The sequence below is a fragment of the Lactobacillus sp. C449L genome, assembly GCF_059900815.1.
Window position 1 is genome coordinate 24893 of the sequence record NZ_JBWXGA010000004.1, and the last position, 12985, is coordinate 37877.

The following is a 12985-nucleotide window of genomic DNA, read 5'->3' on the forward strand; positions in this document are numbered from 1 at the left end:
TAGACTAGAAGGGAACTAGACTAAATAATGAGAACAGGATCAAAAATTATCACTTTAGATAACGGTTATCACTTATGGACGAGTACTCAAGGTGAAGGTGATATTCATTTATTGGCTTTGCATGGTGGTCCTGGTGGCAACCATGAATACTGGGAAGATGCTGCTGATCAGTTAGCAAAACAAGGATTAAATGTCCAAGTTACGATGTATGATCAGCTAGGATCACTTTATTCTGATCAACCAGACTATGATGATCCCGAAATTGCTGCCAAGTACTTAACTTACGAGTACTTCCTTGATGAAGTAGACGAAGTTAGAGACAAACTTGGCCTTGACAATTGTTATTTAATTGGTCAAAGCTGGGGCGGTCTTTTAGCCCAAGAATATGCCGTTAAGTACGGACAACACCTCAAAGGCACGATTATTTCTTCAATGGTCGACGATACTGATGATTACATCGAATCAATCAACCGCCGCCGCCAAGAAATTTTCCCTCAAACGGAAATTGATTTTATGCGTGAGTGTGAGGCAAATAACGACTACGACAACAAGCGTTACCAAGAAGATGTGCAAATTTTGAACATTAATTTCCTTGATCGTCGTCAGCCGTGCAAGTTGTATCACATCAAGCGTATTGGTGGCTTACCAGTATACCATGCTTTCCAAGGTGATAATGAGTTTGTCGTTACCGGTAAGCTAAAAGATTGGCACTTCAGAAAGTACTTGAAGGAAATCAAGATGCCAACTCTGCTAACTTTTGGTGAAGAGGATACGATGCCATTAGAAACGGCTAGAATTATGCAAAAAGAAATTCCTAATTCACGGTTAGTAACTACGCCAAATGCTGGTCATCACCACATGGTAGATAATCCTGACGTTTACTACAAACATGTAGCGGACTTTATCAGAGAAGTTGAAGCTGGAACTTTTAAAGGTGAATAATTATTCTTAGTTTGCCTTTTAACAAACAAAAAAGTCTTATAGTGTATTTTTTGTTAGAAATTTGTCGAAATAATTTAGTTTAAAAAAGCCATGAGAACAATCTCATGGCTTTTTAGTTGTTTAGCAACAGTACTTTTTCTTCAGGTAGTTTGACTTTAATTTGCTCGAAGCTAAATGGCTTTGTTAAGGACATTTGGTATGCGGTCAAATGTAAAAACTCTTCGGCGTCAATATGATGGGAATTATATAATGGATCACCTATAATTGGACAACCAATTGCTGCTAAATGAACTCGAATTTGGTGAGTTCGTCCGGTTTCAAGTGCGAGTTTAACTAGTGCAGTTTGATCACTATTACGTTTTAAAACTTGGTAGTGGGTAATTGACTTGAGCCCATCGTCTTTTACCATTCGCTTCCGTTGATCGAGAGGATTACGGCCTATGGGTAAATCAATTATTCCCGAATCTTGCAAATTTTCAGCATGATTAACCAGTGCTAAATACTCTCGCTGAAATTTTTTGGTGGTTAATTCACGATTCAAAATCGGTACCACAGCTGGATTTTTAGCCACGAGAAGCAAACCACTTGTCAGCATGTCTAAACGGTGTACGATAAAAGGCGTGTGCTTTAAATAGGTAGCGCAATCGTTTAGTGCGGTGTTAGTTTCGTCTAAGTTAGGATGCGTTTTTTGACCAGCTGGTTTGTTAATGATTAGTAAATCAGCATCTTCAAAAACTACATCAGGTAGCTGCCCACTTTCAGGATATTCCTTTTGTTCTGACTCGACATCATCTAAAAAGAGTTCAATTTTATCCCCTGGTTTAATTAGTTGATTAAAATAATGATAAGAACCGTTAATTAATACCTGCTGCTTGACGCGCAAATAGTGTCTCCACTTGCGTGGAACTAATAGCCTGCACAAAAGTTCATTTACAGAACACGGTTTGCGATTTTTGGGGTAATATAGTGTAAAATAATAGCTCATAAATATTTATTAAATCTCTCTGAAAACAAAAGCAATACTCTCTGATATGATACAATTTTAGTTGTTTCTAAAAGGAGCAGATAAAATGGAAAATAATGAACCAAAGAAAAGCGTGCTTGGTGGCTTATGGCACCGTTTTGACAGCCGTTTTTTTATCGGGCGTTGGATTATTCTGATCCTGCTCAGCATGACACTTTTGGTTTGTACCTATTATACCGTCAAAGTGAAAACATCAAATATTTCAAATTTAAAGGCCTCTTTATCAGCGACGACTGCTATTTATGATTATAGAAATCAGAAAGCAGGAGATCTATACTCGCAAAAAGGGACTTTTGTTGAATATAGCAAAATTTCTCCCAATGTCAAAAATGCAGTTATTTCAACTGAGGACCGCACTTTTTGGAAAAATCCTGGTTTCAGTATTAAGGGAATGGGACGGGCAGCACTTGGCCTCGTCGTGCATCGTGGCCAGATTTCTGGTGGCGGTTCAACGCTTACCCAACAGCTTGCAAAAAATGCATTGTTAACGCAACGCCAGACCCTTTCGCGAAAAGTCGAGGAGCTCTTTTTTGCGGTTGAAATTACTCATGTTTACTCTAAAAAAGATATTTTGACTATGTATCTTAATAACGCTTATTTCGGTAATGGTGTTTGGGGCGTGCAGGATGCTAGTCAAAAGTACTTTGGCAAAAACGCTAGCGAATTAACAGTTGGTGAAGGAGCTGCTTTAGCTGCGATTTTGCGTAATCCAAGTAAGTACAACCCAATTGACCACATGAATTATTCCCTATCTCGTCGAAACTTGGTTCTAGACTTGATGGTAAGTAATAAAAAACTGTCTGCTTCGCAGGCAAAAATGGTCAAAAGTCAGGGCTTAGTGTTAAGAGACACTTATCAAAATCAAGATGGCTATCGTTATCCATATTTCTTCGATGCGGTTGTTGATGAAGCAATTCAACGTTACGGCCTAAAAGAAGAAGATGTTATGAATAAAGGCCTACGGATATACACTACTCTCAACCAGAATTATCAAGGGCAACTGCAAGATAAATTCACACAAGATTGGTTATTTCCACAAGGTTCTTCCGATGGAACTAAAACCCAAGGTGCCAGTGTAGTAATGGATCCCAATACTGGTGCTGTCAGAGCCGTGATAGGTGGACGCGGAAAACACGTTTTCCGTGGCTATAATCGGGCTACGCAAATGAAACGACAACCAGGATCCGCAATTAAGCCAATTGTTTCTTATGCACCTGCTTTGCAGCAAGGTTATCATTATGATTCTGAACTTTCTAACAAGTTACAGCGCTTTGGCAAAAATGGCTATGAACCTCATAATGTTGATAATGGCTATTCACCTAAAATTCCAATGTATGTTGCGTTAGCCCAAAGTAAAAATGTACCTGCTGTTTGGCTGCTTGACCGTATTGGGGTTTCTAAAGGTGTTCAATCTGCAAGTAACTTTGGCATCAAAGTTCCAAAAGAAGATCAAAACTTAGCATTAGCACTGGGTGGTTTATCGACTGGAGTGTCACCACTTCAAATGGCGCGTGCTTATTCAGCTTTTGCCAACAAGGGCAATTTGCCAAATAACTCGTATTTCATTACTAAAATTACTGATGCCAGTGGCAATGTGATTGCTGAGAACCACGATATTGGTAAGCACCGAATCATTTCTGAAAATACTGCTAAAGAAATGACAACTATGCTACTAGGCGTATTTTCAGGTGGAACTGGAACATCAGCTCAGCCTGCTGGTTATCGGGTTGCTGGTAAAACTGGATCTACTGAGGTGCCTAATTCCTATGGCTTTGGTACCAAGGACCAGTGGATTGTTGGTTATACCCCAGATGTAGTTGTTGCCACTTGGGTTGGCTATGATCGGACTAATAAACAGCACTTTATGCACGGTGTTTCAGAAACCGAAATTACTCGCCTTTATAAAGCAGAGATGGAAGGGATATTACCTTATACTGCTCAAAACCAATTTACTGAAAAATCACCAAGACAAATTTTGCAAAATAATGGTGCTAATTCAGATTGGACAAACGGACTAGGAGATCGAATCGAAAAAGGCATAGGATCTGCGGGAGAAAAGCTAAATGAATGGTATAATAGCTTGAGAGGGCTTTTTGGCCAATAATTAGGAGGATAATTATCTATGGTAAACGTTTATGACTCAGCTAATCAATTAGCTTCGGATATACAAGAAATTGACGAATATAAGGCTTTGCAAGAAGCAATCGAGGCGGTTGAAAATAGTGCTGAAAGTACTGACCTTTTTAGAAAAATGGATCAAATTCAAAGCAAAATCATGAATGCGCAAGCCCAAGGTCAGGAACTGTCTGAAGAAATGCAAACTGAATATCAAAAATTAAACGACGATGTTCAAAAAGATCCGCAAATTCTCAAGCTTTTACAAGCTGAACAGGGTTTATATAAGACAGTTGAAGATGTCCAAAAAGTAATCACTAAACCAATTAATGATTTGTTTAATGGACTTAGAAGCTCTAACTAATTATGAAATTTATCCATTTTGCCGATGCGCATTTAGATAGTCCATTTTTGGGACTATCTTTTTTGCCATCTAGAGATTCTTCATCAATTCATCAGGCACCCAATCAGTCTTTAACGCGCGTAATTGATTTAGCTTTGCAAGAAAATGTTGATTTGGTGTTAATTGCGGGTGATACTTTTGATAGTGCGCGTCCTAATCCAAGCAGTCAGATTTTTTTTGCCCAACAAATCAAACGTTTGACGGATGCCCAAATTCAAGTAGTAATGATTTTTGGCAATCATGATCACATGCAAGAAGCTGATTTGCTGGTACCAGTAAGTCCATATTTTAAGCTACTTGGAAATAATGAAAAAGTTGAAACAGTTACTTATCACACAAAAAGTGGTTTTACTTATGATGTGACTGGTTTTTCCTACTTTAAAAATCATATTACTGAAGATAAAATGGGTGATTTTCCCAATAAAAGTGAACATTATACCTTTGGGTTAATGCATGCACAAGAAAAAACAGGCAAAAGTGCGCAAAATGTTTATGCGCCATTTAATTTAACTGAAATTAAAGAACTAAATTATGATTATTTCGCTTTAGGGCACATTCATCTTCGGCAAACCTTGGCGGAAGTTCCGCTAATTGTGTATTCCGGAAACTTGCAAGGCCGACATATTAATGAAACTGGTGCCAAAGGCTGCTATTTAGGCGAAATTAATGAACAAACTAGGGTAACCAGAATCAAATTCGTTCAAACTAGTCCAATCGTCTGGCAAAAAGCTCTAGTTGAGCTTCATGAGCCGTTAAGTCAAACGGATCTACAGGACAAAGTCTTAATAAATTTGGTTGCTACCGAAACTACTTATTTTAGTTTACAAATTAGTGGTGCGGAATTTCTGAATGAAAAGGAACGTGAACTTGTTCAAGAAACAGATTTTTGGCAGATGATTTCCAATCAGCTCGCAAATAATTCGCAGTTAGTTGATATTCGCTATAAAACTAATAGTCATCTTGAAATCTCTGAGAATGACCAGGCATATTTTATGCAAGCAGAACAGGAAGTTTTTGCCACTGATTACTTTGCCACTATGTGTAAAGATTGGGCCAAAAAAGATCAGCTTTCTGAGGAGTTGGTGCGTAACCCGCAATTTTTGCAGGAAGTAAAACAACTAACTGAAGTGAAATTAGACAGCAAGTTGAAAGGAATCAGCGATGAAGTTAACTAAGATTAAAATTGTCAACTTTGGTCAATTCTCTAACTTCGATTTTGATTTAACTAACTCAAAGCTTAATGTTTTTTTTGGCAAAAACGAGGCTGGAAAAAGTACAATTGTTGCCTTTATTAAGCAGATAATGTTTGGCTTTCACTTAGCAAGTCAAAACTCAGCTTTTTTTGAAGATTACCAACCACTTGCGCGTGTGAGTCCAATGGGTGGCTCACTGTTTTTTGAAAATAATCAGGGCGACAGCTATGAACTAGAGAGATTATATGCTAGTGGTAAAGGCTCTAAGCTTGGCACCTTAACAGTTAAAAGGAATAACCAAATTGTTCCCGAAAGTACTTTTTTTGATCAAATAAAAAATATTGATGGCGATTTTTATGCCGATAGTTTTATTTTTAATCAGGATATGTTAGCCAAGGTTAACAAGATTCAACAGACTGATTTACTTGAACGAATCTATTATTTAGGTGCAGCTAATAGTGATAAACTGATTGATTTGCGTGACGATTTTGCTAAAAAGGCAAGCGATTTGTTTAAAAAAGCTGGTAGTAAGCCACCACTTAACCGCCTGTTAGTGCAGCTTAAAAATCAAAGAGCACAAGTTGACATGGCTGAGAATGAGTTCATCGACTATAAGGAATTAAATAGTCAGTATGTTGAAAGTACTCAGGCTCTGAAAAAGCAAGATCAAGATTTACAGGTTTTGCAAAAAGAACTTAATCGTCTGCAACAGTTGCAAAAACTGTTGCCAAACTATCAAGAGCTCACTGAGTTAAAAGCTCAGATTGAACCTGTTAATTTTGACCAAGAACAATATGAATCAGCGCAAAGTCTGGTTTTGCAAGTTGAAAATTTAAAAAAGAATAATCAAGAATTACAAAACAGTCTTGAAAAGCTTAAACAAGAAAATATTGATAGTGAGAGAGCAAACAAATTAGTCCAAAGAAAACCCGAAGTTTTACAATGGCGATCAGAATATCATAGTTGCGAGCAAAAGCAGCAACAAATTACTAGTGAGGAACAACAACTAATTGCTCTTAATCCTGATTTAGCTCAAATTGCTGATATGAATCAAGATGAAATTATCAAACTTCAAAATGAATTTGACCAACTACCTAAAAATAAAAATGAAGTATTTTCTACGAGTAAGATAGGCCTATATTGGCTTGCAGGTGGATTGGCATTTATTTTCATTGGAATTATCCTGTTGTCAAAAATGCCTTTGGCAGGTGGAATAGGCTTAATAGCTGGGATTAGTGCAGTTGTAGTTGGTCTATTTAGGCAAAGAAAAGAAAAGAATCTTCAGCGTGAATTTGAAGCAAAAAGATCTCAAAAAGAAAATATTCGAACTGATTTTATACATAAATATGGACTACAGATAGATCGTCTTGACATTCACAATTTAATCAACGCCTGGCGTCAGTATCAATTACAAGAACAAAATAAATTAGCAACCAAACAGCAAGAAGATGATTTAAAGAAACAAACGCATAAGTTAGCGGAACAAATTGGTGATATTCTACTTAAGCCAATCGCAACAGATTTTGAATCATTAATTGCTGCCCTTGACCTAATTGAAACACATCTATCTACAGCTCGACAGCAAGTTGAAAAAAGAGTTAGTTTTCAAAACACTATCAAAGAAAATAATGAGAGGTTAAAGGAAACAGAACTTAAACTGCGAGCCACTTTGGCTGAGGCTCATGTTGTCGATATGGAGCAATATAAATTTTTGCAAGCTAAAAAGCAAAAACAGGCTGCCCTTAAAACTAAAATAAAAGTATTAACAGCCAATTTAGAGCAAGACATGTCCCAGCTAAAGGAGTTACAAGCAAATACTTCGTTAGCTAATAAGAAACAAGCTGAACTTGAACTTAAAATTAAGCGCCAGCAAGCTTCGATTAGTCAGTTACAAACAAAAATTGCGGAAATCAATGTTAAAATGACCAGCTTAGCTAATTCTAGTTCGGTTTATAAGGCGAAACAAGAATTAGCTAATACGCAAACGCAATTTCAGAAATTGAGTGTTGAATATCTAGCTAATCTCTCTGCTTCTAAGTGGATTGCGCGGGCTTTAGACTTAGCATCAAACGAGCGCTTCCCTAAAATGCTAGTTGCTGCAAAAGAATATTTGCGACTGTTAACGAATAATCGGTATAATAATATTGAAATTGACAAGGAAATAACAATTACACGTGTTGACGGTAAGAAAATCAAGGTTCAGTATTTGTCCCGAGGTACTTCCGAACAATTGTATTTTGCGTTAAAGTTAGCGTTTGTTCAACAAATTAAAGATCAAATTAGCTTACCAATTTTAATTGATGATTCATTTGTTAATTTTGATGATCAAAGAGTTGATCAAATTAACCAATTACTGAAGCAAGTTGCTGAAAACAATCAAGTGTTGATTTTTACGGCACAATCTAGTTTAGTTGAAAAGCTGCAGCTTCAACCACTGACTTTTACGAAAGGAACCGATAATGTATAAACGTTTGCTAGATTATAATGATGGCGAAGAATTTGAGGCAGTTGTTTTAATCAAGAATTCGCAATTACGGCATACTAAGAAAGGTAAGCTGTATTTGGCGATGTCGTTTAGCGATTCTTCTGGTGAAATTCGTGGTAATTTTTGGGACGCGACTAATCAGGATGCTGCCACTTTTAGTGCAGGTACGATTGTCGAATTAGATGGTAAGCGGGAAGAGTATCAAAGCCAGCCGCAAATTAAAATTTATAGTCTACGTGTGGTCGGTCCGGAAGAAGGATATGACTTAAACCAGTTTATTAAATCGGCACCTGAAAAAATATCTTCAATGAAAGAAGAAATTAATCAGTATGTGTTTGAAATTCTGAATCCAACTTGGAATCGAATTGTCCGATCATTACTGAAAAAATGGGATGAGCGTTTTTTCGACTATCCTGCAGGTAAAAGCAACCACCATGCGGTTAGAGGAGGGTTAGCTTATCACACCTTGTCAATGTTAAGGGATGCTAAAGGGTTGGCTGATAATTATTCTCAAATTGACCGCTCGTTACTATATGCTGGCTGCATATTGCATGATATGGGTAAAGTTTTAGAGTTGTCAGGCCCCGCAGCTACTCAGTATACAACCGAAGGAAATTTGGTCGGTCATCTAGTTCTAATTGATGAACAAATTATGCTAACGGCTAAAGAACTTAATTTTGACTTAGAGTCGGAAGATGTTTTGCTTTTACGCCATATGGTTTTAGCGCACCACGGCAAGTTTGAATACGGTTCTCCGAAATTACCGGCACTTTTAGAAGCTGAATTATTACACCGTATTGATGACTTAGATGCTGCAATCTATGCGATTACCAATGCACTTCAGCACACGCGTCCAGGTGACTTTACCGACAGCATTATGAGTCAAGGCGGACGCAAATTCTATCGGCCAAAAGTTGACGAGCCATTAACTAAATCGAAAAATTTAGAGTAAAAAAAGAAGTTCAATTGAACTTCTTTTTTAATTTACTATTTCTTTGAATCTGAAGTAGTAACGTAGGACGAGAGAACATTCTTCAAGTCATCGTCTTTGATTGAAACATCAGCTTTTTTAAGAACTGTCGAAATTACGCTACGCATTGTTTCTTGGTCTTGAGCCATCGAACGGTAAATTGCATCATCAATTTCCTTCTTGTGAGAAGCAAATGTGCCTTTACCAGGGTGTTTAATCATTCTAATCACATGGTAACCAGATTGAGATTTAACTGGGCTAGAAGTGGTTTTACCAGTCTTAAGCTTGAAGGCAGCATTTTTAAATGCTGGGTCTAAACTTGTGTCAGTTGAATCAAAAGCAGGTAATTTACCCTCATTGTTCTTGGTACCCGTATCAAGCGAATACTTTTTAACTAAGCTCTTGAAGCTCTTACCCGCATCAAGTTCCTTGATAATTGTTTCGGCTTGCGACTTTTTAGAAACTAAAATATGTTGAACAGTTACTTTTGGTTGATATGACTTCCAAGCCTTTTCTTCTTGACTCTTGGAAATCTTCTTAACATCCTTTAAAGCAACTTCACTAAGCAAGTTAGTCTTCAAGTTGCGTTTAAAACTTGAAACTGTCATGCCATTTTGCTCCAAAACAGCGCTAAATTGTGAACCGTATTGCTTCTTGTAAGTATTAAACTGTTTGTCAACTTGTTTCTTAGAAACCTTGCTGCCATATTGCTCATCTAAAACATTGTTAATAATCATGTTAGCTAGAGCAGTTTTACCAGCTTGTGACTTCTTCATTTCGTCATAATATTGCTGTTGGGTAATTTTGCCACCTTTGTATGAGGCTACAGTTTCACCACCACTAGAACAAGCTGTGGTTGACAAAGCAATACCTGTTACAGCGGCAACGGCAGCTATTTTTTTAATATAATTCTTCATAAAGTAATTCTCCACATCCTTAATAAACTAAGTCACCGACAATTAATATAACATAAACTGGCTGATCAGGTTTTTAAAATCGATAATTTCACTAAAAAATCAAACTTTCTTTAATATTTTTTATATTATTTGAATAATCTTGCTTAGCCAGCTTCTTTTTTAAGTGTTCCCGCCTGTTCTTGCAACTTAGATATTAAACGAGAAATACTGATTTGGTAGTATTCAATTTCTTTTTCTAACTCGGTGTACGCGATTTGCGCGTTGGGGAGAGCATTGGTTAATTCTTGCTGGGCAATCTTTAATTTATTGATTGCCTGAGTTAAATCATCGAGGTCATTTTTAGTTCCAGAAAACTGTTTTTGAATTGGCCGCCCTAAGCGGTGACCATGTTGATCTTTAAATAGTGATAAAACCATTCCAAAGCCAGCACCAACGGCCAAGCCTAAACTAAAGTGTTTCATAATATCTCCTTAAAATTGTGCCTGAATTGCGTCAGCAATTTTTTGATAATCAGCGTCCTCATAATCCGCTTCATTGTTACGAGTAATTACTTTCAATCCGTCACCTTCAAAACGAGGGACAAAGTGAACATGAGAATGCATAACTACTTGATTTGCACTTGCACCATTATTAGTACTGATGTTCATACCCGTGATTTTAGGGTCATAGTTTTTAATTGCATTAGCCACCATTGGAACGTATTGTAAAAAACGTTGGGCATCTTCAGTAGAATAATCAAATAAGTTAGCAATGTGCTTTTTAGGTATCATTAATGTATGTCCTGGGTTTACTTGTGATAAGTCTAGAAATGCCTTTACGTCATTATTTTCAAAAACAGTATAGCTTGGAACTTCACCGCGAATAATCTTGCAAAATAAACAATCTTTCTCTAATTTCTCCATATCAAACCTCTTAAGAACCTCTTAATTTTAAAATTTAGTTTACCCTAATATCATGCTATCATATAAAATGAGTAAATTCAGTAAAAGAAAGACAGGAATTATGGTTCTTAAGATAGAGCACTTAACCGGTGGTTATACTGGTGTACCAGTCATTAAAGACATTAATTTAGAAATTAAACCGGGCGAAGCCCTCGGAATTATCGGTCTCAATGGCGCTGGAAAGTCAACGATAATCAAACATATACTAGGATTGCTTCGCCCGCAAAAGGGAAGAATTACTTTAAACGATATTGAACTCATCCGACAGCCAACTGCATTTAAACGACAAGTTGCGTATATTCCTGAGATTCCAGTTTTATACAATGAATTAACTTTAAAAGAGCATCTTGAACTTACAATTTTAAGCTATCATTTAGCTGAAAAAGAAGCTTGGGAACGCGCCCAGCGACTTTTACAGATGTTCAGGCTAGAAGATAAACTAGACTGGATGCCCGTTCATTTTTCTAAAGGAATGAAGCAAAAAGTTATGATTGTGACTGCGTTTTTAGCTGATACGAATTTATTGGTGATTGACGAGCCTTTTACTGGGCTTGATCCATTGGCGGTTTCCAACTTAATTGATTTAATTAAACAGGCAGTAGCTGAAGGCAAAATGATTTTGATGTCCACTCATATTTTAGCTGATGCTGAGCAAGCAATTTCAAATTATGCAGTTTTAAATAATGGAGAAATTGAAGTTATTGGCAGCCTACCTGAAATTCGTACACATTATGGCTTAACAGAATCTGATGCTTTTGATAAAATCTATCGAATGCTTAATCAGGAGCACCACAATGCGTGAGTTAGCTAGTAAAAGACTGCAAAAAAATTTGCAACAGTCGCTCAAGTATTTGGTTTTGGTTTTTAATGATTTCTTTATATTGGCGTTGATTTTTTTATTTGGCGCTTTGATGTTTTGGTATGCTCAAAGCATGAAAACCATGCCAAGCGATTTATGGTTTTACCGTCCACTCACTGGGGCACTTTTGTGGCTTCCACTAATGATTGGAAAATTGGTCACATTACTCAAACCGGCTGACACGCAATTTTTGTTGCCACAGGATAAGCAGATAGAAAAATACCTTAAACCAATGTTTACTTATAGCCTAATTGTGCCTGTAATTGTAATGATACTGCTCGCAGGAATTTTGTTTCCATTTGCGACAATTAAAGCCGAAATTTCGGTAGTAGATTATGTTATTGGGGTTATGTGCGTTTTTATAGCCAAAATTTTGCAGCTAAAAACAATGGAGCATAATTTATACTTTAACCAAAAGGTTTCTTTACCTTTAGTAAACTTTATATTGCTAATAGTTATTGTCTTGGGTATGTCTTGGCCACGATTTATCTATTTGAGTGCAGTAATCTTATTAATCGGAATTAGTTTGTTGATTTTTAGACCGCATCACGAAAAGCTGTTTGACTGGCAGTATGCAGTTGAAATGGAAGAAAAAAGGAAAAGCCGGGTATATAATGCTTTTAGCATGTTCACGGATGTCAAGGAAAAACAGGTTAATATCAAGCGGCGTAAATACTTAGATTTTTTGTTGAGCTTACCCCAAATTAGTGAAAATCCTAATCGTTTTTTGTATCGGCGCTCGCTGTTAAGAAATCCGGAAAATCTTAACTTATTGGTACGAATGACGGCATTTGCAGTGCTAATATCTTGGCTTGTGCAAAACTGGCTCTGGGCACTAGGACTGTCTTGCTTGGTAATTTTTTTAACAATCTATCAACTCTTACCGATGGCAAGTGAGTTTGATGATAATATTATGTATCGGGTCTATCCAATTGAACGGTCAAAGCGTGGAGAAGACTTAGTTATTGTCTTGGCCTTTGCAATGCTAATACAATGGCTGATTATCAGTCTATCTTGGCTAATAGCCCTTCCGATTAATTTGCAGCTATTTGAGGCAATCTGTATATTGGTAGTCTTTAGTTGGGGGCTTTTGCGACTGTATTTACCAATGAAAATTAGAAAGAGGAATATTTAAA

At 36.9% G+C, this 12985-nt stretch carries 12 protein-coding genes; 8 read left to right on the plus strand and 4 right to left on the minus strand.

The window, feature by feature from the left end; genetic code table 11:
* Window positions 1-27: 27 nt before the first annotated feature.
* The gene (locus tag AC2JF9_RS06710) at window positions 28-942 is read left to right on the plus strand and encodes a proline-specific peptidase family protein (RefSeq protein ID WP_500726253.1); all 915 of its coding nucleotides are present in this window, start codon (window positions 28-30) and stop codon (window positions 940-942) included.
* A 112-nt stretch (window positions 943-1054) separates the two neighbouring features.
* Here AC2JF9_RS06710 and AC2JF9_RS06715 read toward each other — a convergent pair whose 3' ends face one another.
* Window positions 1055-1927 carry an RluA family pseudouridine synthase gene (locus tag AC2JF9_RS06715; RefSeq protein WP_500726255.1) on the minus strand — a complete coding sequence of 291 codons (873 nt, stop codon included), beginning with the start codon at window positions 1925-1927 and terminating at the stop codon, window positions 1055-1057.
* Between the two features lie 85 nt (window positions 1928-2012).
* On the opposite strand from AC2JF9_RS06715, the gene AC2JF9_RS06720 reads away from it, so the two are divergent.
* From AC2JF9_RS06720 to AC2JF9_RS06740, 5 genes are read left to right on the plus strand one after another with little or no spacing between them, the layout of a single operon-like run.
* Window positions 2013-4070 carry a PBP1A family penicillin-binding protein gene (locus tag AC2JF9_RS06720; protein ID WP_500726257.1) on the plus strand — a complete coding sequence of 686 codons (2058 nt, stop codon included), beginning with the start codon at window positions 2013-2015 and terminating at the stop codon, window positions 4068-4070.
* An 18-nt stretch (window positions 4071-4088) separates the two neighbouring features.
* Entirely contained in the window at window positions 4089-4445 is a 357-nt protein-coding gene (locus AC2JF9_RS06725; RefSeq protein ID WP_500726259.1) for a YlbF family regulator, read from the plus strand.
* A 2-nt stretch (window positions 4446-4447) separates the two neighbouring features.
* Entirely contained in the window at window positions 4448-5659 is a 1212-nt protein-coding gene (locus tag AC2JF9_RS06730; RefSeq protein WP_500726261.1) for a metallophosphoesterase family protein, read from the plus strand.
* Window positions 5646-8144 carry an ATP-binding protein gene (locus AC2JF9_RS06735; RefSeq protein WP_500726263.1) on the plus strand — a complete coding sequence of 833 codons (2499 nt, stop codon included), beginning with the start codon at window positions 5646-5648 and terminating at the stop codon, window positions 8142-8144. The genes AC2JF9_RS06730 and AC2JF9_RS06735 overlap by 14 nt, the downstream gene beginning before the upstream one ends.
* Window positions 8137-9114, plus strand: coding sequence for a 3'-5' exoribonuclease YhaM family protein (locus tag AC2JF9_RS06740; RefSeq protein ID WP_500726265.1), 978 nt, complete (start codon window positions 8137-8139; stop codon window positions 9112-9114). Before AC2JF9_RS06735 ends, AC2JF9_RS06740 begins: the two co-directional genes overlap by 8 nt.
* Before the next feature lie 35 nt (window positions 9115-9149).
* Here the strand turns inward: AC2JF9_RS06740 and AC2JF9_RS06745 are convergent, their stop codons facing one another.
* The 3 genes from AC2JF9_RS06745 to AC2JF9_RS06755 form a co-directional block, all read right to left on the minus strand.
* Entirely contained in the window at window positions 9150-10049 is a 900-nt protein-coding gene (locus AC2JF9_RS06745; RefSeq protein WP_500726267.1) for a peptidylprolyl isomerase PrsA, read from the minus strand.
* Between the two features lie 143 nt (window positions 10050-10192).
* Window positions 10193-10510 (minus strand): hypothetical protein, encoded by a 318-nt coding sequence (locus tag AC2JF9_RS06750; RefSeq protein ID WP_500726271.1) that lies wholly within the window; start codon window positions 10508-10510, stop codon window positions 10193-10195.
* Window positions 10511-10519: 9 nt separating this feature from the next.
* The gene (locus AC2JF9_RS06755) at window positions 10520-10951 is read right to left on the minus strand and encodes an HIT family protein (RefSeq protein WP_500726274.1); all 432 of its coding nucleotides are present in this window, start codon (window positions 10949-10951) and stop codon (window positions 10520-10522) included.
* A gap of 100 nt (window positions 10952-11051) precedes the next feature.
* Between AC2JF9_RS06755 and AC2JF9_RS06760 the strand changes: the two genes are divergently transcribed.
* Both AC2JF9_RS06760 and AC2JF9_RS06765 read left to right on the plus strand, forming a co-directional pair.
* Entirely contained in the window at window positions 11052-11792 is a 741-nt protein-coding gene (locus AC2JF9_RS06760; RefSeq protein WP_500726276.1) for an ABC transporter ATP-binding protein, read from the plus strand.
* The gene (locus tag AC2JF9_RS06765; protein ID WP_500726279.1) at window positions 11785-12984 is read left to right on the plus strand and encodes an ABC transporter permease; all 1200 of its coding nucleotides are present in this window, start codon (window positions 11785-11787) and stop codon (window positions 12982-12984) included. Before AC2JF9_RS06760 ends, AC2JF9_RS06765 begins: the two co-directional genes overlap by 8 nt.
* Window position 12985 lies beyond the last annotated feature (1 nt).

Coding starts and splice junctions, on each gene's coding strand:
- AC2JF9_RS06750 (WP_500726271.1), bottom strand. CDS start 10,510: ATGAAACACTTTAGTTTAGGCTTGGCCGTTGGTGCTGGCTTTGGAATG.
- AC2JF9_RS06725 (WP_500726259.1), top strand. CDS start 4,089: ATGGTAAACGTTTATGACTCAGCTAATCAATTAGCTTCGGATATACAA.
- AC2JF9_RS06720 (WP_500726257.1), top strand. CDS start 2,013: ATGGAAAATAATGAACCAAAGAAAAGCGTGCTTGGTGGCTTATGGCAC.
- AC2JF9_RS06710 (WP_500726253.1), top strand. CDS start 28: ATGAGAACAGGATCAAAAATTATCACTTTAGATAACGGTTATCACTTA.
- AC2JF9_RS06755 (WP_500726274.1), bottom strand. CDS start 10,951: ATGGAGAAATTAGAGAAAGATTGTTTATTTTGCAAGATTATTCGCGGT.
- AC2JF9_RS06765 (WP_500726279.1), top strand. CDS start 11,785: ATGCGTGAGTTAGCTAGTAAAAGACTGCAAAAAAATTTGCAACAGTCG.
- AC2JF9_RS06745 (WP_500726267.1), bottom strand. CDS start 10,049: ATGAAGAATTATATTAAAAAAATAGCTGCCGTTGCCGCTGTAACAGGT.
- AC2JF9_RS06715 (WP_500726255.1), bottom strand. CDS start 1,927: ATGAGCTATTATTTTACACTATATTACCCCAAAAATCGCAAACCGTGT.
- AC2JF9_RS06735 (WP_500726263.1), top strand. CDS start 5,646: ATGAAGTTAACTAAGATTAAAATTGTCAACTTTGGTCAATTCTCTAAC.
- AC2JF9_RS06740 (WP_500726265.1), top strand. CDS start 8,137: ATGTATAAACGTTTGCTAGATTATAATGATGGCGAAGAATTTGAGGCA.
- AC2JF9_RS06730 (WP_500726261.1), top strand. CDS start 4,448: ATGAAATTTATCCATTTTGCCGATGCGCATTTAGATAGTCCATTTTTG.
- AC2JF9_RS06760 (WP_500726276.1), top strand. CDS start 11,052: ATGGTTCTTAAGATAGAGCACTTAACCGGTGGTTATACTGGTGTACCA.